General features: G+C 64.3%; 17 protein-coding genes. 6 read left to right on the top strand and 11 right to left on the bottom strand.

The features are described 5' to 3' along the window. Positions 1–40: 40 nt before the first annotated feature. The 9 genes from ACW2Q0_RS01165 to ACW2Q0_RS01125 all read right to left on the bottom strand — a co-directional run bounded on the left by ACW2Q0_RS01165 (position 41) and on the right by ACW2Q0_RS01125 (position 9580). On the bottom strand, positions 41–784 hold the full coding sequence (locus ACW2Q0_RS01165) for a hypothetical protein (RefSeq protein ID WP_457185153.1): 744 nt from the start codon (positions 782–784) through the stop codon (positions 41–43). Positions 785–962: 178 nt separating this feature from the next. Then, a complete protein-coding gene (locus ACW2Q0_RS01160; RefSeq protein WP_457185151.1) occupies positions 963–2141 on the bottom strand; it encodes an MlaD family protein in 1179 nt (392 codons plus the stop codon). Beyond that, positions 2138–3244 carry an MCE family protein gene (locus ACW2Q0_RS01155; RefSeq protein ID WP_457185149.1) on the bottom strand — a complete coding sequence of 369 codons (1107 nt, stop codon included), beginning with the start codon at positions 3242–3244 and terminating at the stop codon, positions 2138–2140. Before ACW2Q0_RS01155 ends, ACW2Q0_RS01160 begins: the two co-directional genes overlap by 4 nt. Beyond that, positions 3241–4353 carry an MCE family protein gene (locus ACW2Q0_RS01150; RefSeq protein WP_457186047.1) on the bottom strand — a complete coding sequence of 371 codons (1113 nt, stop codon included), beginning with the start codon at positions 4351–4353 and terminating at the stop codon, positions 3241–3243. The genes ACW2Q0_RS01155 and ACW2Q0_RS01150 overlap by 4 nt, the downstream gene beginning before the upstream one ends. A 5-nt stretch (positions 4354–4358) precedes the next feature. Continuing rightward, on the bottom strand, positions 4359–5354 hold the full coding sequence (locus ACW2Q0_RS01145) for an MCE family protein (RefSeq protein WP_457186045.1): 996 nt from the start codon (positions 5352–5354) through the stop codon (positions 4359–4361). Then, complete coding sequence (locus ACW2Q0_RS01140; protein ID WP_457185147.1) at positions 5354–6397, bottom strand: MCE family protein; 1044 nt, start codon at positions 6395–6397, stop codon at positions 5354–5356. Before ACW2Q0_RS01140 ends, ACW2Q0_RS01145 begins: the two co-directional genes overlap by 1 nt. Next, positions 6394–7887 (bottom strand): MCE family protein, encoded by a 1494-nt coding sequence (locus tag ACW2Q0_RS01135; RefSeq protein ID WP_457185145.1) that lies wholly within the window; start codon positions 7885–7887, stop codon positions 6394–6396. Before ACW2Q0_RS01135 ends, ACW2Q0_RS01140 begins: the two co-directional genes overlap by 4 nt. 6 nt (positions 7888–7893) lie before the next feature. Continuing rightward, positions 7894–8757: an MlaE family ABC transporter permease gene (locus ACW2Q0_RS01130; RefSeq protein WP_457185143.1), complete on the bottom strand. Its 864-nt coding sequence runs from the start codon at positions 8755–8757 to the stop codon at positions 7894–7896. Positions 8758–8761: 4 nt separating this feature from the next. Then, positions 8762–9580 carry an MlaE family ABC transporter permease gene (locus tag ACW2Q0_RS01125; RefSeq protein WP_457185141.1) on the bottom strand — a complete coding sequence of 273 codons (819 nt, stop codon included), beginning with the start codon at positions 9578–9580 and terminating at the stop codon, positions 8762–8764. Between the two features lie 596 nt (positions 9581–10176). Here ACW2Q0_RS01125 and ACW2Q0_RS01120 point away from each other — a divergent pair. Further along, positions 10177–10851 (top strand): S1 family peptidase, encoded by a 675-nt coding sequence (locus tag ACW2Q0_RS01120; RefSeq protein ID WP_457186043.1) that lies wholly within the window; start codon positions 10177–10179, stop codon positions 10849–10851. A 42-nt stretch (positions 10852–10893) separates the two neighbouring features. On the opposite strand, the gene ACW2Q0_RS01115 is transcribed toward ACW2Q0_RS01120, so the two are convergent. Both ACW2Q0_RS01115 and lppU read right to left on the bottom strand, forming a co-directional pair. After that, entirely contained in the window at positions 10894–12342 is a 1449-nt protein-coding gene (locus ACW2Q0_RS01115; RefSeq protein WP_457185139.1) for an MFS transporter, read from the bottom strand. A 39-nt stretch (positions 12343–12381) separates the two neighbouring features. After that, positions 12382–13050 (bottom strand): LppU family putative lipoprotein, encoded by a 669-nt coding sequence (lppU, locus tag ACW2Q0_RS01110; RefSeq protein ID WP_457185137.1) that lies wholly within the window; start codon positions 13048–13050, stop codon positions 12382–12384. A gap of 258 nt (positions 13051–13308) precedes the next feature. Between lppU and ACW2Q0_RS01105 the strand changes: the two genes are divergently transcribed. The 5 genes from ACW2Q0_RS01105 to ACW2Q0_RS01085 all read left to right on the top strand — a co-directional run bounded on the left by ACW2Q0_RS01105 (position 13309) and on the right by ACW2Q0_RS01085 (position 19160). Further along, entirely contained in the window at positions 13309–13863 is a 555-nt protein-coding gene (locus ACW2Q0_RS01105) for a DUF6764 family protein (protein ID WP_457185135.1), read from the top strand. An 88-nt stretch (positions 13864–13951) separates the two neighbouring features. Further along, positions 13952–15175, top strand: coding sequence for a serine hydrolase domain-containing protein (locus ACW2Q0_RS01100; protein ID WP_457186041.1), 1224 nt, complete (start codon positions 13952–13954; stop codon positions 15173–15175). A gap of 10 nt (positions 15176–15185) precedes the next feature. Further along, positions 15186–16580 carry a cytochrome P450 gene (locus ACW2Q0_RS01095; protein WP_457185133.1) on the top strand — a complete coding sequence of 465 codons (1395 nt, stop codon included), beginning with the start codon at positions 15186–15188 and terminating at the stop codon, positions 16578–16580. Between the two features lie 386 nt (positions 16581–16966). Next, a complete protein-coding gene (locus tag ACW2Q0_RS01090) occupies positions 16967–17866 on the top strand; it encodes a L,D-transpeptidase (RefSeq protein WP_457185131.1) in 900 nt (299 codons plus the stop codon). A gap of 364 nt (positions 17867–18230) precedes the next feature. Beyond that, a complete protein-coding gene (locus ACW2Q0_RS01085) occupies positions 18231–19160 on the top strand; it encodes a carbohydrate ABC transporter permease (RefSeq protein WP_457185129.1) in 930 nt (309 codons plus the stop codon). The last annotated feature ends 124 nt before the right edge of the window (positions 19161–19284 follow it).

The raw sequence follows: 19284 nt of genomic DNA, 5'->3' as shown, positions 1-19284 counted from the left end.
GCCCGGAGGCGCCTTCGTATTCAGTTGTCGACGTGCGTGCTCAGTTGCCCATCTGCTTGAGGATCGGCAGGTCGAACTTGTCGACGAGCCACTTGCCACCGACCTCCTTCAGATCGGCGACCACCACGAGTTCGACCTTGCTCGGCGGCTTGTTCGCGGCGGCGATATTCACATTGGTGGTGGTCTGACCGATCACCACCAGCACCTTGGCGCTTTCGGTATCACCGGACTGGAAGCCGCACTGCATGTCGTAGGTGGACGAGCTGGCCTTGGCGTCGATGACCACACCCTTGAGATCCTGACCGAGCTTGGCGAACTGGTCCTTCCACTCACCGGTCGACGCGGCGTCCACCTTCTTCAGATAGTCGTCGATGGTCTGCGGATCGTAGGTGGAGATCAGCTTGCCGTACTCGCACGCGGCCGCGGTGGCCGCCTCGTGCGCGTCCAGCTCATCGCCTCGAGTACTCGCCTGCCGGTAGAACACGACAACGGTGGTCACCGCCGCGACGAGCAACACACCGGCGACGAATGCGGCGACGATGGGCACCAACGCGCCCCGATCCTTACCGCCATTCTGCGGGATCGGCTGCGCCGCGCCCGTTGCGGGCGTGTCCGTCGGCTGCTGCGGCTCGGACTGCGGGGCAGCCGGGGTCGGCGCCGCGGCTACCGCATCACCCGACTTCCCGATCTCGACGGTTTTGTCCTCGGCGGGCACGTCGGCCTTGGCGCACTCTTCGGGGGTATCCGAGTTCTGGGTCTCTGCGCCGACATCATCAGTGGACATCGATACAATCCTGCACTTTCCCGGCGCACCCGAGTGCACCGATATTGCCTTGGCGTCCGCATCCAACCGTTCGCATTCTGCGGGGGAGTATTCCCGGCCCGGAATCGCACGCGCGGGCCGGGGTAACTCACCGTCGAATACGTACCGCTCGCTGTGTCGACACACCGCAGTGTCCGGTTCACCGCAGCGGCGGCGGGGTCATTTCATTCGGGTCCGCGCCCGGCGGCATGTGCGCGCCATTGTCCGCGACATTCGGGCGCGGCGCATTCGCCGAACCGCGCACCTGCAGTCCGGGCGGCGGATTTTCGCAGTAGTTCCACTTGGGCAGCGAGCCGTCCTGGATCACCTCATTGCGAATCGGCGTGTGCTTGTACTGGCAGATCGGCCGAATCCAGATATCGGCGACAGCGTGGAACTCGTTGTCGTGCGCGGGCACACCAGCGGCGGAAAGCCCGAGGTTCAGGGAGGGGAACAGCGCCTGCAGCGCCGGAATCCGCAGCTGCGCGGCCCGGGTCATCGCCGCGAAGTTGGCCGCGAGACTGGTGATCGGATCGGCAGTCTTGTCCAGCACCGCACCGAGACTGGTCAGCTGTCCCGGCGCCTTCTCCAGCACCGCCTGCAGTTCGGCGTTCGCATTGTTGAACTGGTCGAACAGCTGACCCGAATTATGGGTCAGCGTCGCGAGATCGGGCTGCGCCATCGAGGTGGTGCTCGCGATGGTGCGCAGGTTCGAGATCAGATTCTGGGTTTGCGGCAGCAGATTGTCGAAACCGGCCATGGCCAGGCTGATGCCGTTGACCATGCCACGCAACTGATCCGGGCCACCGCTGAGCGCGGTATCCAGGTTGGCCAGGATGACGCTGAACTTATCCGGATCGATCTGGGAGATCAGCGCGCTGGAGTTGTCGAGTACCGACCAGATCGGGATCGGTGTCTTGACCTTCTCCGCATTGAACTCGATGACCGAACCGTCCTGCAGGAACGGCGCCTGCTCGGAATTCGGCTGGAAGTCGATGTACTGCTCACCGGCACCGGAGAGCGCGGCCACCGAGATCTTGGTATCGGCCGGAATCTTGTATTTCGCGTCGATTTCGGTCTTCGCGGCGATGGATTGTCCGCGATCGACCAACTCGATCGAGGTCACCTTGCCGATGCGATAACCCCGCAGGGTCACATCGTTGCCTGGTTGCAGACCACCGGAGCGGTCCAGGTCGACGGTGACGGTATAGGTCGACTTCAGCGGATTCACCCGCATGACGCTCACCAGCAGATAGCTGGCCCCGACGACGAACACCAGCACCAGACCGATCGTGGACAGCAGCATCTTGCGCTGCATCAATGCGGCGAGCCGACTCATCGGTGACCCCCCTGCAGTCGTCCTTGAATCGCCTGCAGGACGGTGATCAGACTGCCCGCGAAGTCGCTGAGATCGCGGCCATCGAAGAACTTGCCCTGCGCGGGATCCGACAACAGGCTGAAGTTGTGGATATTGGTGACGGTGGCGTAGACCGCGAGGCTATTACCGCGGAAGGAGGCGTCGAGCGGGCCGCGTATTTCGTGCAGCGCATCCAAGGCGGGACCGAAGTTCTGCTCGGTCTGCGACAGGGCGTCCATCAGCTTGCGCACATTGTCGAGTAGATCGCCCAGTTGGCCGCCGGAGGTGTTGGCATAGTCACCGAGCGCCGCACTGGTCACCGAAATCCGCTGCAACAGATCGCCGATGGCCCGGTTGTTCTCCGCGATGGCGCCGATCAGCTGCGGCAACGTATCGGCGACCCGACCCAATTCCGAGTGCCTGCCCTCGATGGTGTTGGTCAGTGCGCTGAACTGGGCGAGGACGCTGTCCACCCGGGCACTGTTGTCGTTCAAACTGCCTACCACGCCGGTCATTTCATTGATCAGATGCGCGATCTGATCGCCGCGACCACCGACGATGGAATCCATCTCCGAGGCCAACTTGGTCAACGCGGCCACGCCACCGCCGTTGAACAACATCGATACCGAGATCAGCAGCTCCTCGACGGTGGCGCCCGCCGAGGTCTTATCCCGCTCGAGAGTCTGGCCGTCGTGCAGCATCGGGGACCCCGGATCCGCCTTGGCCTTGGACACCGCGACGAACACATCGCCGAGCGGGGTGGCCTGGCGCAGTTCCGCCGTACTGCCGACCGGCAGTTCGATGTCCTTGCTGATCTTCAGATCGACAATGGCCTCGAAGTCCTTGGTCGTGATATTGGAGACCACACCGACATCGGAGCCACCGATCTTCACCTTCGCCTGATCCGGCAGGTTCAGCGCGTTCTCGAATTTCGCGTGCAGGGTGTAGGTTTCACCGGCCATGCCCGGTTTGGGCAGCGGCAGGCTCTCCACCGTGAGACCACAGCCGGAGGTGATGGCGACCCCCGATGCCGCAGCCAGCGCAATCAGCGCGCGGCGGGCTGTGCCGGTGAACCGGTCGTTCATTTGGTCATCCCCAGCAGGGCCGCCGTCACGCCGAGGTCCGGCCCGAGATCCTCCAGCTTGCCGGTCCGGCAACCATCCGAGCGCATTTGAATCCGTTCACAGAACACGCTCAGCAGTTCGCCGTTGAGGAAGGTCGGCAGGTTGCCGTGCAGCCGGACATATCCCAGCTGCCGGTTCATCGACCGGTCCAGGTTCTGCATGAGCAGCGGCGCCAGGTCGACGACCTCGGTGAGGCCACGGGCGTTGGCGCGCAGCTGATCGGTCACCTTGGTCAACCCCTCGAGCGAACTGCCCAGCTGATCCTGGTACTGCACGAACACCGAGCTCGTATTGGCCAGGAAGTCGTTGAGCTGCTGCAGCGTGGCCTGCAGGCCGGGGGCCTGATCGCTGAGCAGTCCGGACAACTGCGTCATCCGGTTGCTGAAATCGCGCACGGACTGGTCGTTTTCGGACAGCATCGTGGTGAGTTCGTTCAGCTTGATGATGATGTTGGAGACCGCGTCCTTATTGTCAACGCCGACCTTCAACGCACCGGAGAGTGCGTTGAGGGTGTCGCGCATCTTCTCGCCGTTACCGTTCAACATCGGGTAGAGCACCCGGCCCGACAGCGGGCCGATACCCTCGGTACCTGGTTCCGGCTTCAGGGCCGCGGCGAACTGATCGATCGTCGCGAGCATCGTGTCCAGTTCGACCGGCGTCTTGGTCTTCGCCATCGGCAGATGCGCGCCGTCGGACATGGTCTCGCCCTGGGTGTAGGCCGGGGTGAGTTCGACGTGCCGATCGGTCACGATGGACGGCGAAATGATCGCTGCCATCGCATCTTTCGGGATCTTGACGTCCTTGTCGATCGTCATGTGCACCTCGACCAGGGTGCCCTTGGGAATGATCTTGTCGATCTTGCCGACCTGCAGACCGAGCACCGTGACCGGATTGCCCTCGAAGACACCCGCGATGTTCTCGAAGTCCGCCGTGATCGTCATCGTGTTGCCCAAAGCCCGGTCCACCGAACTGGGCACCAGCGAGCAACTGCCGACGGCCAGGGCCGCGGCGCTGATCATCAGTGGTTTGGCCACCCGCCACAGATTCGGCCGACGCAGGCTGATTCGCATCAGTCTCATCCCTTGCACCCCTCGATCATGTGGGCGAAGCACAACCAGTTGTCGGGGAACAGCCAGGGGAGGCCGACCTCACCGTAGGGACCGTTGCCGAACGCGTTGTTGAACGTGCGCACCGACACCGGCATGATCTGCAGCATCCGGTCGAGGTTGTCCTTATTCTTCTGCAAGCCCTCCGCCATGGTGTTCAGCTGCGCGATGGTCGGGCCGAGCTGGTTGTTATTGGCCGCACCGATCTGCTGCAGCTGGCGGCTCAGCGTCGACACATTGTCGAGCAGCTGGCGCAGCAGACTCTGCCTTTCCATCACCCGGTTGGCGATGGCCTCACCCTGGGTGATCACCAAGAGCACGCTGTTGCGGTTGTCGCCGAGAATCCTGGTGACCCGGTCGAGATCCTTGAGCAGGCTGTCGACCTCCGCCTTGCGCGAATCCAGCACCTTCGCCAGCGCGCCGACGCTGTCGAGCGCCTGCGCCGTCAGCGCGGGCGAATCGCCCATCTGCTTATTGATCAGGTCGAGCGAGGTGGCCAACTGCTTGGTGTCGAGCGCCTCGAACTTCGGTGTGCCGTACTCGACCACATCGGCCAGGTTGTACGGAACCGAGGTGTTGGATAACGGAATTCGCCCGTTCTTCAGGCCGGAGCCGTCACCCGGGTCCAGATCGACATAGCGTGCGCCGAGCAGCGTCGCCATCTTGATCGAGGCCTTGGCGTCCGGTCCGAGCTCGACATCGTTGTTCACGCTGAGGGTGAGCAGGATATGCCCGTTCTCGAGCTTCGCACCGGCCACATGGCCGCTCGGGACACCGGCCACATTGACCTTGTCACCGACCTTGACCCCGGCGGTCTGCACGAACTCGGCCTCGACCGTCTTCTCCCCGACGCCGATCAGCTTGTAGACGCTCGAGCCGATCAGCAGCACGATGATGAGGATGGCACCGAGGACACCCAGCCAGAAGTAGCGGTTGCTGTCGAACCTGTCCTTGATCTTGGTCATCATGGGCGGCACACCGCCGACTGTCCGTTGCCACCGATCTGTGGGAGTAGACCGCGGGGGAGCAGGATGCCGTACAGCGAAATATCCAGCCTGCAGAAGTACGCACTCGCGTAGGCGCCGTCCTGGGTGAACTTGCCGAGGTCGGCCAGCGCCGCGGGCAGGTCGATCGCGGCTTGGTCGAGTTTGGCACCGTTGGCGATCAACAGCGTCAACGCCGCGCTCGTCGAATCCTGTGCGGTGGCCAGCTTCGGCTGGACCTTGCCCAGCATGTCGACCAGTCCGCTGGTCGCGTCCGCGATCTGCATCGTGGACGCCTGCAGTGACTGCCCCTGGTCGTACAGGCCCCCGATCAGTGCCCGGGTCTGGGTAACCAGGGTCTCCAATTCATCACCTCGCTTGGCCAAACCCGACATCACGCCGCTGAGGTTGGCGATCACATCGCTGAGAATCCCGTCTCGGCGCTGGAAATCGGTGGCCAGGGTGGCGGCCTGAGTGATGAACGCGCTCAACGAGACTCGGTCACCCTGCAAAGCCTGGATGAAGGTCTCCGAGAGCCGGTTCACCTGCTCGGGCTGCAATACCTGGAACAGTGGCTGGAATCCGTTGAGCAGTGCGGACACGTCGAACGACGGTTCGGTGCGCTCGAGCGGAATGGTGGCCTTGTTCTTCAACACCGCCGGGCTCGCCGCTTTGCCCGGAGCCAGCGCGATATAGCGCTGGCCGATCAGGTTCTGGTAGCGCACCAGCGCCTTGGTGTCGTCGTAAACCGTCTGGTTGCGCTGCACGATGAAGGTCACATCGGCGACGGACTTCTTGGTCTTGGAATCGCGGGTGAGTTCGATCTTTTCGACCTTGCCTACCCGCACGCCCGCCATCCGGACGTCATCGCCCTCGCGCAGGCCGAGCACATCGCTGAAGGTCGCGGTGTAGGTGTTGGTGTCACCCTCCACGACTCGCGCCAGCGTATTCCAGACGACGACGGTGACCAGGATCGAGACGATCGCGAAGAGACCGAAGCCGATCAATGGTTTACGAATGCTCATTCGGCGCCACCTCGGACCTGCAGGGTGCCGCCACGCATTGCCGAGCCGAGCAGCAGATATTCGGCCGCCGTCGGCCGACGACCGAGCAGCGCCACGATCGCGGCATCTCCTTCGTACGAAATCGGAGCGGCGCTTGCGGGCGCACTCGCCGGTTGCCCGGGCGCGGCCGGAGCCGCGGGCTGATCGGCGGAGGGCTGCGCACCCGGTGCGGGCGGCACCAGGTTCGGGAACAAACCCTCCAGCGGGGTACCGGCGAACGGGCTGACCGGCTTCGGCTCACTCGGGCTCGCCGCGAGCGGATCACCCGGCGAGGTCAGACCCGGGATCTGCGGGAAGCCCGCGGGCAGTGGCAGTTTCGCCAAACCCTGTGCCGTTTCCAGCGAACGCGGCTGCATCGATGGCGGCAGGTAGCCGGGATCGGAGACCGCGGGTGCGGTGGCGCAGCTCGGGCCGGCCAGGTTGCCATAGCGCGGGCAGTCCGCCTGCTCGTATGGCCGATACGGGGTGAGCGTCGCACCGGCATTCCAGACCATCTGCCGCTGCGGACCCCAGTGGAAGGTCGTACTCAACTTGCGCAGCGAGGTGTTCAGCGAGGCGATGGTGTCCGGGATCGAATTCGCGTCCGAGGCGAGCGCGCCGAACATATCGCTGGTCCCCGCCGTGATCTGCTTACCGATATCACCGTTGCGGGCGAACAGGCCGTTGACCGTATCCACCGTGCCCGCCGTGCCACTGATCAACGCGACCAGGGCGGTGCGGTGATCGGCGATGGTCTGCGCGGTCTTCACCGAACTGCCGAGCACATCGAGCAGTTCGGGCGCGGATTGCTCGAGTGCGTGGAACGAGGCCGAGAAATCATCGAGTAGCACACCGAGATTCGGAATGGATTCGTCCACCGAGGTGAGCCATCTGTCCAGCCGCTCGATGGTGGAGCCCGGCATCCGGCCGCTGCCGTCCAGCGCCTGGGACAGCGTGCCGAGCACCCGGCCGAACTGCACCGGGTCGAGCTTGGCGAGGATATTCCGCACGTTGGTGAGGGTGTCCTGCAGCGCGATGGTGGCCTGGCTGCGGTCCTGCTCGATGATCGAGCCCTCGTGCAGGTACTTGTCCGCGGGACCGTTGAAGACCAATTCCACCGAGGTGACGGCGAACAGGTTGCTCGGCACCACCCGGGCGGTCACATTCGACGGAATATCGCCGGCGAATTCCGGCTTCAGGTCGATCTGCACCTTCTGCAGCTCGCCCTTGTCGGCGACCTCGACGGCCTCGACCGCGCCGACCAGAACGCCGCGAAACTTCACATCGGCCGCGCTCGGCAGCCCGTCACCGGTGGTGGTCAGATTCGCGACCACATGCACCTTGGGTACGAAATAACCGCGGTATCTCGCCATCAGGAAGCCGAGGATCAGCGCGAAGACGACGAGTCCGCATACGCCGGCGACCAACAGTTGTCGCATGGTGGGCCCACGCCCACTGGGATCGATGATCATCTCGTCCTACCCCGAGATCCGGATGCCGGGATTGACGCCCCAGATCGCCAATGTCATGAACAGGTCCGCGAAAACCACGACGATGATGCACATCTTGATGGCCCGACCGGCCGCGACACCCACGCCCTCCGGACCGCCGGAGGCGAAGAAGCCGTAGTAGCACTGGATGAACGTGGTGATCGCGACGAACACCATCGCCTTGAGCAGCGAGTAGAGCACGTCCCCTGGTATCAGGAACTGATAGAAGTAGTGCGCGTAGGTACCGCTCGGCGTGTTGCCGATCAACTGCACCGTGAGCGAGCACGAAATGTAGGCCATGGCCAGGCCCAGGCAGTAGAGCGGGATGATGGCGATCATCGCCGCGAACATCCTGGTGCTCACCAGATAGGGCAATGGCCGGATCGCGATGGACTCGAGTGCGTCGATCTCCTCGGAGATCCGCATCGCACCGAGCTGAGCGGTGAATCGACAGCCGGCCTGGGCGGCGAAGGCGAGTGCCGCGAGCAGCGGGCCCAGCTCCCTGGTGGTGGCGAACGCCGAGATGGCACCGGTGATCGGGCTGAGGCCGAGCAGATTCAGCGAGGTGTAGCCCTGGATGCCGACCGTCATCCCGCCGAACGCACTGAGAATGAGAATGACGCCGATGGTGCCGCCACCGACGACCAGGCTGCCGTTGCCCCAGGTGACATCCGAAAGCAGCCGCCAGACTTCCTTCGGATAGTGCCGCAGCGCCAACGGGATCGAGCCCACCGACCGCAGGAAGAAGAACACCTGGTGGCCCAGGCGGGCAACCATATTCACCGGGGCCTGCGCGGACTTCTTTATGTGCTGAAGTGGCCGCAGCAGCGGCGGTACATAGGTTGATGACACCGGCTCAGACCACCTGTGGGGGGAGGAGAACGTTGTAGATCTGGGTGATGATCAAGTTCACGCCGAACAACATGATGGCGGAACTGACCACCGCGGAGTTCACCGAGTTGGCGACGCCGCCCGGACCGCCCCGGGTATTCAGCCCGGTATCACAGGCGATGATCGCCGCGAGCAACCCGAAGATCAACGATTTCACCAGTGCGACAAGCAGATCGATGGTGACGGCGAACGAGGAGAAGGTGCCGACATAGGAACCCGGGGTGCCGTTCTGCGCGAAAATATTGAAAATGTAGCCAGTCAAAAATCCGACGAATACGACGAAGCCACAGAGCAATACGCTGACCAGCATGGCAGCACCGAGCCGAGGCGCGACCAGCCGACGCAGCGGATCCACACCCATCACCCGCATCGCATCGATCTCTTCGCGGATGGTGCGCGAACCGAGATCGGCGGTGATCGCCGAACCGACCGCGCCCGCGATCATCAGCGAGGTGACCAGCGGCGCGCCCTGCTGGATGATGCCGAGACCGTTCGCCGCGCCGATGAACGAGGTCGCACCGACCTGGGTGGCGACCGCGCCGACCTGGATCGAGACGATCACGCCGATCGGGATGGCGACCAATAGCGTCGGTGCCGCGGCGACGCTGGACATGAACGCGCATTGGCGGATGAACTCACGATAGGGAAAGCGGCGTCGCAATATCGCGATGAACAACTCCGCGACCGCCGCGAATCCCATCGCAATCTGTCTACCGAACGTCTCCAGGGAGAGCTTCGGATGGTCTTCCCAGTAGGCCTTCGTCCAATCGACCGCATCACTCATCCGTGACCGCGCTGGCGGACTCTCGGTCGACTGCACTGGCTGACCCCTCTCGACGCCGGAAACCAAACCCCGACGACTTGTTTGCTTCAGGCACCCTACTACGGAGTAGTGCAGAGCACACGATCACCGTGTGATTGCAGTCATAGATTGGAGTAACTGCCTGGAAAACCCCTGTGAGCAGTGGCGCGACGCTTGGGACAGGTCCCGAAGTTAACGGCGACAATTCTAGGGCAAGTTACAGTTCTACCCGCCCCTATCAGCCCCGGATATGACCGGTTACACTATTTACGCGCACAATATTCATGCAAAATCCGTGCGCGATTCGAATGACCTCTACGGTGCTGAACAAAATACAACTAAAACGCAATCGATCGCTTTGCGATGATTACAGTAATAGAGCTTCGCTATCGCGAGAAAATGAGACGTTGCATCTGAAATGTCGAAAAGTGCGGTCCCCACCGATGCGTTCGCCATCGCGGGCCGAGCCTTTCGAGGGACCCGCGAATCTGCGGGGTATGGGACGCGCCCGGAGCCGAATACTGACACCATGGGTGCGACAGATTGATATCGTGCGGACTTCCGACGTCTGGAGGGACATGTTCAGCAAACTCGCCAAGGTGGCCAACGCCGCCTTCGCCGTAGCTCTTGGTGCGGCGCTGGTCGCGACGGGGGCCGGGACCGCGGATGCCGCGCCGGGAGCGCCCGTCATCGGCGGTGGGTCGGGAATCATCATCGATAATCAGTTCGAATGCACGGTCACGACGATCGGTCATGACGGTGACGGCAGGCTGGTCGGCTTGACCGCGGGACACTGCGGCGACCCGGGCGCCCAGGTGTACGCCGAGGCCGATCGCGGCGCAGGCGTGATCGGCCGGTTCGTCTACTCCAACCATGATCTGGACTACGCCATCATCCAGTTCGACCCGGCCAAGATCACCCCGGTGAACCGGATCGGCAATGTCACCATCACCGGGATCGGCGGCCCGGCCCAGTTCCCGATGATCGTCTGCAAGGAAGGCCGTACCACCGGCAGCACCTGCGGCATCGCCTACGGTGACCTCTTCGGTACGAATATGGAGACCTGGTCGCAGATGTGTGTGGTCGAGGGCGATTCCGGGGCACCGGTCGTCGTCGGCACCACACTGGTCGGCATGGTGAACGCCTATCTCGCCATCGCCTGCTTCGGACCCGAGGTCGGCACCAATATGAGCTCGATCATGGGCGATATCAATGCCCGCGGCAGCGTCGGGGCGGGCTTCAACCCGATCTAGCCGGATCAGTCGAATACCGAATGGGCGGGTCGAAAGACCCGCTCATTCTGTTTTGTGGAGCGGGGCCAGCGCCGGACCCGCCACCGGGCACTGCGGCATGCAGTCGACGTTGTCCAGCGTCGCCGGGTGGCGCGGCGCGCGCAGCAGTAACGCCGCGATCAGTGCACCGGTCACCAGCAGACCGGCACAGATCCACATCGCGACGCCGAAGCCGCGGTCGAATTCCACTGGGTCGCCGAGCGATCCGGAGATTCCGGCGAGGCCGGGCAGCGCCGCGACGGCCAGCAGCTGAGCGGTGCGGGCGACGGCATTGTTCACCCCCGACGCGATACCGGCCTCACTGGCGGGCACCGCACCGAGTACCGCGCCGGTGAGCGGGGCGACCAATACCGACAGGCCCAGACCGAAGACCAGCACACCCGGCAGTACATCGGTCAGATAGCTGGTGGCGGGTCCGATGCGCAGCAGCAAGATCAGGCCGAGCGCGGCGAGGAGCGGACCGACCATCATCGGAATGCGCGCACCGTGCACCTGTGCCCAACGTCCGGCGGGCGCGGACAGCGCCAGCATGATCAAGGTGACTGGAACGGTGGCCACCCCCGACATCAGCGGCGTGTACTTCGCCACCAGTTGCAGCTGCATCACCAGCAGAAAGAAGACACCGCCGAGTGCGGCGTAGACCGCGAGGGTAACCAGATTCGCGGCCGTGAAGACCCGTGACGCGAACAGCGACGGCGGCACCAGCGGATGATCGCTGCGCATTTCGATCACCACGAAGACCGTCAGCAGCAGCAGACCGGCGACCACCAGCAGCGCCATCGCATCGATCAGACCGAAGGTCAGCGCGCCGAGGGCCACCGCGACCACCACCGCACCCGGAATATCCAGGCGCGCCGAGGCATTCGGGTCATGACTGTCCGGCACATGGCGCAGCGCGACGAGTACGACGACCACGGCCAGCGGCGCGTTGATGAAGAAGATGGACCGCCAGCCGGCCAACTCGATCAACCAACCGCCGAGGAACGGACCGAGTGCGCCCGCGACACCGCCGAAACCGGACCACAGACCGATCGCCGCACCCTGATCGCGTTGATCGATAGATGAGGAGATCAGGGCCAGACTGCCGGGGGTGAGCAGCGCGCCCGCCACACCCTGCAGAATCCGCGCGACAACGAGCATCTCGATGTTCACCGCCGCACCGCAGAGCACCGAGGCCAGCGCGAAACCGATGACACCCCAGACGAACACCGTGCGACGGCCGAGACGATCGCCGAGCGAGCCGCCGAGCAGGATGAACGAGGCCAGGGTCAGCGTGTAGCCGTTGAGCGTCCACTGCAGGCCCGCGACATCGGTGTCGAGGGATTCGCCGATCCGCGGCAACGCGATATTGACGACGGTGGCATCCAGCGAGGCCACCGACGAACCGAGAATGGTGGCCAGCAGGATCCAGCGGCCGGTGGCCGAACCCAGCCGGGGTAGTTCAGCACTCACCGCCCCAACGTAACCGCTATCGGCCGGTTTTCATGGCGGTCAGAGATTCTGGACGCAGACCACGAAGTGCCGGGTCGGGTATTCGAAGCCGCTGCTGCTGCCGCAGACGCTGGCATCGTCGGCACCCTGCTGGATATTGGTCACCTTCACGCCCTGGCTGACGCGTTCGGTGCAGTCGATGCGCTTGGGATCCTCACCGCTGATATCCATACAGCCACCGACAACCCAGTCGATGTCCAAGCAGATCGCGCCCTGCTGCGCACCGTTCAGCGTTTCGAAGTAGGCCGAGTCCCGGTCGGCGACACACTGCGAACTGGTGGCCGCCTTGCCGATGACCTTGTAGTTCGAGGCCCGGCTGCCGCAGGAGGCCTTGGCGATGGTGGCGTTATCGGTGGTACCACCGAGCGTCACACAGTCACCGACATCGGCCTGGAAGTCGGTATTGCCGCCTTTGGTCGCCGGGGTGGTGGCCGTCGGCTTGCCCGAGGTCGGGCGGGCGCTGGTCGTCGGCCGCCCCGAGGTGGGCCTGGCCCCTGAGGTTTTCGGCGTATTGGTGGACGAGACCGCATCGATGGTCCCGTTACCTATTGCGGGCTGGGCGTTGCCGCTGATTTTATTGCCGCAGCCCGCTAACGAGAGCGCGGCGACGACCCCGACCGCGGCGATTGCCGCCGTCGCGAGGCGACCCCAGACCAGTTGACGAGACACTTACAGTCCTCCCGGCTGTAACGCTCCGAACTCATACCCCCGGTCGGAATCCGAAGTGATCTAGCAATGCGTGAAATACCACGCCATGCATACACCACCGAGCGCAGATGCGTCGAGTCGACAACGCTCCCATCGGAGCAGCACAGTGCCGCCCGCGGTATTGGTTCGCGCACCCCGTAACTGCCGCTCACCAGCGGAATCGGCTTGACAGCAACCGATCTGGGTATGGTGGGGTTCCGGTGTGAGAGGAGTTCGTCCGTGAAGCTGATCAGTGCGATCACCTGCACCGCCGCCGCATTCGGCGCCGTGCTGATCCTCCCGGCGGCGGCCTCGGCAACCGATGTGCATTGCGCCTCCGACGGCGGGACGGATGTCACCGTAATCGACGGAAACACTGCGTGCCGGGCCACGGCCGAAACCCTCGGCCGGGCACGGGCGGCCGGATACGACGGCATCGGCTACGCCCGTGCGAGCCTCGGTGCCGCCGCCCTCGGCGTCGGAGTGGCGGGCGGTGTCGGCGCCAGCGACGGGGTCGGCGGAATTCCGATCGCTTTCGGCTACGGCGCCGATGCCGTCGCGCTGACCTCGATCACCACTTCGACAACCGATTCCGAGACCGGTCAACCGAACCCATCGACCCCACTGTTAGCGGTATCTATCGCCTTGGACGGCTCGCGCGCACAGGTCACCACCGCCGACAGCGCGGTGGTGTGCCTCGGCACGGCGGCGTTCGCGTGGAATTCGGCCACCGGCGCGGCCTGCCTGGCGACGCCTTTCGGTCGCTGGCAAACAACACGATCCGAGCTAGGCTGAGAATTCGGCCCCAGCCAGCCCGCAGGAGGTATCACCCGTGGCTTCTGCCTTCCCCGAACCGGACCGGTGGCCAGCCGCGCCACGGGAGATGCTCGTCGATCCGAGGTTTGTTCGCCTCGCGGACCATTTCTTCCATATGTTCACCCAGCCGACGCGCGGCGGCGGCGCCCTGTCGATCTATCTCGACGGTCGCCCGGTCGTCGATATCTGGGCGGGCTGGGCGGCCAAGGATCGGCGCTGGAACGGCGACAATGTGGCGCTCACCTTCTCCACCGGCAAGGGCGTCGCCGCGACCGTGCTGCACCGACTGGCCGAGCGTGGGTTGATCGATTACAACGCGCCGGTGGCCGCCTACTGGCCGGAATTCGGCGCACACGGCAAGGCCGACATCACGGTGCGCGATGTGCTCTCGCACCGGGCCGGACTGCATCGGGTGCGCGGCCTGGTCCCCGGCCGGGAGGGCATCCTCGACTACGACGCCGTAGTAGCGGCGCTGGCCGAGAGTCCGGCCGACCCGCGTCGCATCCGCACATCGGGCTATCACGCGATCACCTTCGGCTGGCTGGTGGCCGAGATCGTGCAGCGCGTCACGGGTGATTTGTTCACCGATGTGGTGCGGCGCGAGATCGCGGAGCCGCTCGGCTACGACGAATTCTGGTTCCAGGTACCGGAATCCGAGCGCTATCGGATCGCCAAGATCTTTCCGCATCTGAATCCACCCGGAATCCGTTGGAATACCGCGTCATCGGTGTTGTCGTGGGTGCGCCCGGTGCGCGGGCTCGCCGAGGCGGGGATGCCGGAGAGCTTCGACGAACTCGTGCGCGATCCGCGCGTGCACGATGCGGTGATGCCGGGCTGGAACGGCGTTTTCTCGGCACGCGCGCTGGCCAGAATGTATGGGGCCCTTGCGAATGACGGTCGGGTGGAGGCCCTGGATCCCGAACGCGGTGGTCACGCCATCGAGGCGGTGCAGTTCCTGAAACCGGAAACGATCGTGACCATCAATGAGACCCAGCGGGCCGACAGCCGCGACTATGTGCTCGGAGTGCCGCTGAAATTCACCCTCGGCTATCACCGTCCGGTGGTGATGTCCAAGCAGCAGCCACGAAATGCCTTCGGCCACTATGGACTCGGCGGTTCGGGTGCCTACGCCGATCCCGAACTCGGCATGTCGATCGCCTTCGTCACCAACCGGCTCGGCAATGCGGTGACCGCGCTCGGGGATGCCCGGCTCGCACGCTTGGCCGCCCTGGCGAGCACTACGGTGCGCAGGGTGCGCCCGAGGGGGCCGGTCGAACCGGGACCACCGTGAATTCGTAGCTATGGATATGGGGCACGCGGGCGCAACCGATGACACGGCGCTGGACGCCGCGCCTTCGACGCCGCGCGTGCCGAGAATGGTGGTGGCGCACGCGTTGGCGGCGGGCATCGATTTCCAGCGGTACTTCCGGTGGCGCCGCGAACGCGAGGGCGATCCGTTCTATGTGCGGTTTCCCGGTTTCGGCGCGGTGTTGTTCACCGGTACGGCCGACGGTGCCCGCGAACTCTTCCGCGCGCCGATCCGGCTGCTCGAACCGCCGCGACCGAATCCGATCGAACCGCTGGTCGGTTCCGCCTCGCTCATCCTGGCCGCGGGCGAACGCCACCGACGCGATCGGGCATTGCTGGCACCCGCATTCCACGGTGCACGGATCCGCGCATACGGCGAACTCATCCGCGAATCCACCCTTGCCGAAATATGTGGCAGCACAGGCGAATCCCGCCCGGCCTGGACACCGGGCACCCGCATCGACTCGCGCGCGGCGGCCAGGGCTATCACCCTGCGGGTGATTCTGGCGGCGGTATTCGGGGTGGACGGCCACGAGCACCGCGCCGAATACACCGCGGCGGTCGCGGAATTCCTCACCACCTACTCGGGACCGCTCATGCTGGTGCCCGCACTGCGCCGCGGGCTGTTCGGCCGGGCGCCGTGGGATCGGTTCCTGACCGCGCGCGAGCGGCTGGACGAGTTGATCCTGACCGATATCGCACGGCGTCGGCCGGTCGCCGCTGGCGCCGACATTCTCGGCCTATTGCTCGCGACCAGCTATGACGATGGCACCGCGATCACCGATGACGATCTGTGCCAACAATTGCGCGCCCTGCTGGTCGCCGGACACGAGACCACCGCGACCAGTCTGGTGTGGGCGCTGTTCCATCTGCATCGGGAGCCCGCGGCGCTGCGGCGCCTGCGCGCCGAACTGCATGCGGCCGGACCCGACGCCACCGCGCTCGAGTTGGCCAAGCTGCCGTTCCTGGACGCGGTGTGCCAGGAGACATTGCGGCTGCACCCTGCGGTACCGATCGTCCTGCGCAGGCTGACCGGGCCGTTCGCATTGCGCGGTGTCGAGCTCGCGGCGGGCGACACCATGGGTCTCGCGGTGTCGCTGCTGCACTCCGATCCCGCCGTGTGGACGGATCCGGAGCTGTTCCGGCCCGAGCGGTTCATCGAGCGCACATACCGGCCGCATGAATTGGCACCATTCGGTGGCGGCCATCGACGGTGTGTCGGGGCGTCGCTGGCCGATTTCGAACTCCGGATCGTTCTCGCCACGATTCTCACTCGACTGCGGCTGCGATTGCCGCCGCGGTATGCACGCGGGCGGGCGCCGCTGTCGGTGCCACACAACATCGCGACGGGACCGCATCGGTCGATCCCATTCGACGTTATTGCGTGATTTATATCACGAAGGGGTTTGGCACTTTACGCGGCCGTCCGGGTTGACAGCCATCCCGGGACATCGAATCCCCCGACCTGACCGGCTCATTCATGAATAACGATGACCCATATGACATATGTGTCACTCGACACATTTTTCTATCAATACCTATCAATCAGAAAAGCTGGTGGCCTCCGATGGCCCTGGACGGTAGGAAGGACGCCAGGGTCGGGTGCGTCATCAATACCCGTGGGCTTGCTTCGTGTTTCCCCGCGCCGATTTTCCGTGGGCGTTTGCGCGGAATCCACGAAGAGTCTTCGCGGAACCACCCTGCGAGCTTCACACCGATGAGAAATCTCACCGCGCCATCGGCGTAGGCGAGAGATGGATTGGACGAGAAACCTATGCTTGCCGCTTTGCACACCGGGACGTCGACTGCTCCTCGTCGGGGAGCCCTGGCCCGCCGACTCCGGCAGGGCATCCTATTGTCGGCGGCGATCGCCGCGGTCGGCATCACCGCCGTCGCGCCGGCTCAGGCCGATCCGGTACTGCCGGGCAGCGGCTCCTTTTCCTCGCCTGGCACCGAGCAGGGCGTCACGGCGAACTTCGCGCCACCGAGTATCAGCCCCGGCGACGGCGAGACCGTCGGCGTCGCGCAACCGATCATCATCAACTTCCAGGATCCGGTGACCGATCACGCCACCGCCGAAAAGGCCATCAAGATCACTTCCTCGAATCCGGCGCCGGGCCACTTCTACTGGTTCAGCGACAAGCAGGTGCGCTGGCGGCCGAACGAGTTCTGGCCGGCCAATACCGATGTGACCGTGGAGGCGGGCGGCACCCGCACCGCATACCGGATCGGTGATGCCTTCATCACCACCGCCGACGACAACACCCACACCATCACGATCACCCGCAACGGCGAGGAGATCATGACGATGCCGACCTCGATGGGCAAGACCAAGCACGAAACTCCGAACGGCACCTACTTCGTCGGCGAACAGCTGCGCAAGATGACCATGGATTCATCCACCTACGGTGTGCCGACCACTGATCCCGAGGGCTACAAGGTCGAAGTCGAGTACGCCACCCGGATCTCCAACAGCGGCATCTTCGTCCACGCGGCGCCGTGGTCGGTTGCGCAGCAAGGTGTTTCGAACGCCAGCCACGGCTGCCTGAATGTCAGCACCGAGAACGCGAAGTGGTTCTTCGAGAACGCCAAGAAGGGCGACCCGGTCATCGTCCAGAACACCCAGGGCGGCACCCTGAACTCCCGCGACGGCTACGGCGACTGGAACGACTAGCAGCGGTCCCACTGGTCCGGCCCTGCTCGAACCCAACTCAGCCCAGAGCTCGCGCCCTGGGCTGAGTTCATTTATTTCACCTTTCAGTTCACTCCCGATGTTGCCGCGTTCGCCGGACGGTAGACCAGTTGCCGGATGATCTCCCGTAAGGGCGGAACGCGACAACTGATTTCGGGAAAACATGGGTAACTCGCCTGGTACGCCCAGAAACCAGCCACCGACACGACCGTCGACCCGCGACGAAATTCTCACGGCACCTCACGACCGGCAAAAGGTTCGCGGCGGCAGGGGAGCTCGCGAGAAGTTCAGCATATCGGCGTTCATCGTTAACCGGTCGCTTGCTGCGCGCCGTAAAGTCGCGGCCGTGCGAACCAGGCCTGAGCGAGTGCTGCCCCAACCGCGCGGGCGTGGACTGCGCAATCGGCCGTGGCAGGACTACGCGCTTTTCCTGGTGTTGCTCGGGCCGAATCTGGTGCTGCTGACGCTGTTCGTCTATCGCCCGCTGGCCGACAATATCCGGCTCTCGTTCACCGACTTCAATATCTCCGACAGCTTCGTGACCTACATCGGCTTCGCGAACTACCGGGAGTGGTGGAGTCGAGACGACTCCTGGCAGATCGTCACCAATACGGTGGTCTTCACCGTGGCCGCGGTGGTCGGCAGCATGGTGCTCGGTCTGGCGCTAGCCCTGCTGCTGGACCGTAAACTGTTCGGCCGCAATGTGGTTCGCTCGGCCATCTTCGCGCCGTTCGTGATCTCCGGCGCGGCCATCGGCGTTGCCTTCCAGTTCATCTTCGATCCCAGCTTCGGGCTGATCCAGGATGTGCTGCACCGCATCGGCGGCGACCGGGTACCGGACTTCTATCAGGACCCGCACTGGGCGCTGTTCATGGTGACGGTCACCTATATCTGGAAGAACCTCGGCTATACGTTCGTCATCTACCTGGCCGCGCTGCAGGGCACTCGCGCCGATCTCATGGAGGCGGCCGAGATGGACGGGGCGAGCCGCGCGACCACCTTCACCAAAGTGCTGTTGCCGCAACTGCGCCCGACCACATTCTTCCTGTCCATCACCGTACTGCTGAACTCGCTGCAGGTCTTCGACATCATCAATGTGATGACCCGCGGCGGGCCACTCGGGACCGGCACGACGACCATGGTCTACCAGGTCTACCAGGAGTCCTTCCGCAACTTCCGGGCCGGCTACGGTGCGACGGTCGCCACCATCATGTTCCTCGTGCTGCTGGTCGTCACGCTGGTCCAGGTGCGCATCATGGATCGGGGCGAGCAGTGAAACATGCCAGCCGTAGCGACGGGCGCGAAGGAGGTAGCTCGCGTAACCACGCAGCGACCCGCGAAGGCCGCGATATACGCGGCGTAGCGACACTTTCGTATCGCCGCAGACAGCACGCGGTAAC

This window comes from Nocardia citri (assembly GCF_054065835.1).
This window is presented reverse-complemented; position numbering and strand designations above follow the sequence as displayed.

Excerpts from the sequence above, each read along its gene's own strand:
- ACW2Q0_RS01150 (WP_457186047.1), bottom strand. The coding sequence starts at position 4,353 with ATGCGAATCAGCCTGCGTCGGCCGAATCTGTGGCGGGTGGCCAAACCA.
- ACW2Q0_RS01100 (WP_457186041.1), top strand. The coding sequence starts at position 13,952 with ATGCTCGTCGATCCGAGGTTTGTTCGCCTCGCGGACCATTTCTTCCAT.
- ACW2Q0_RS01095 (WP_457185133.1), top strand. The coding sequence starts at position 15,186 with ATGGATATGGGGCACGCGGGCGCAACCGATGACACGGCGCTGGACGCC.
- ACW2Q0_RS01125 (WP_457185141.1), bottom strand. The coding sequence starts at position 9,580 with ATGAGTGATGCGGTCGATTGGACGAAGGCCTACTGGGAAGACCATCCG.
- ACW2Q0_RS01155 (WP_457185149.1), bottom strand. The coding sequence starts at position 3,244 with ATGAACGACCGGTTCACCGGCACAGCCCGCCGCGCGCTGATTGCGCTG.
- ACW2Q0_RS01090 (WP_457185131.1), top strand. The coding sequence starts at position 16,967 with ATGCTTGCCGCTTTGCACACCGGGACGTCGACTGCTCCTCGTCGGGGA.
- ACW2Q0_RS01135 (WP_457185145.1), bottom strand. The coding sequence starts at position 7,887 with ATGATCATCGATCCCAGTGGGCGTGGGCCCACCATGCGACAACTGTTG.
- ACW2Q0_RS01160 (WP_457185151.1), bottom strand. The coding sequence starts at position 2,141 with ATGAGTCGGCTCGCCGCATTGATGCAGCGCAAGATGCTGCTGTCCACG.
- ACW2Q0_RS01140 (WP_457185147.1), bottom strand. The coding sequence starts at position 6,397 with ATGAGCATTCGTAAACCATTGATCGGCTTCGGTCTCTTCGCGATCGTC.
- ACW2Q0_RS01145 (WP_457186045.1), bottom strand. The coding sequence starts at position 5,354 with ATGACCAAGATCAAGGACAGGTTCGACAGCAACCGCTACTTCTGGCTG.
- ACW2Q0_RS01120 (WP_457186043.1), top strand. The coding sequence starts at position 10,177 with ATGTTCAGCAAACTCGCCAAGGTGGCCAACGCCGCCTTCGCCGTAGCT.
- ACW2Q0_RS01165 (WP_457185153.1), bottom strand. The coding sequence starts at position 784 with ATGTCCACTGATGATGTCGGCGCAGAGACCCAGAACTCGGATACCCCC.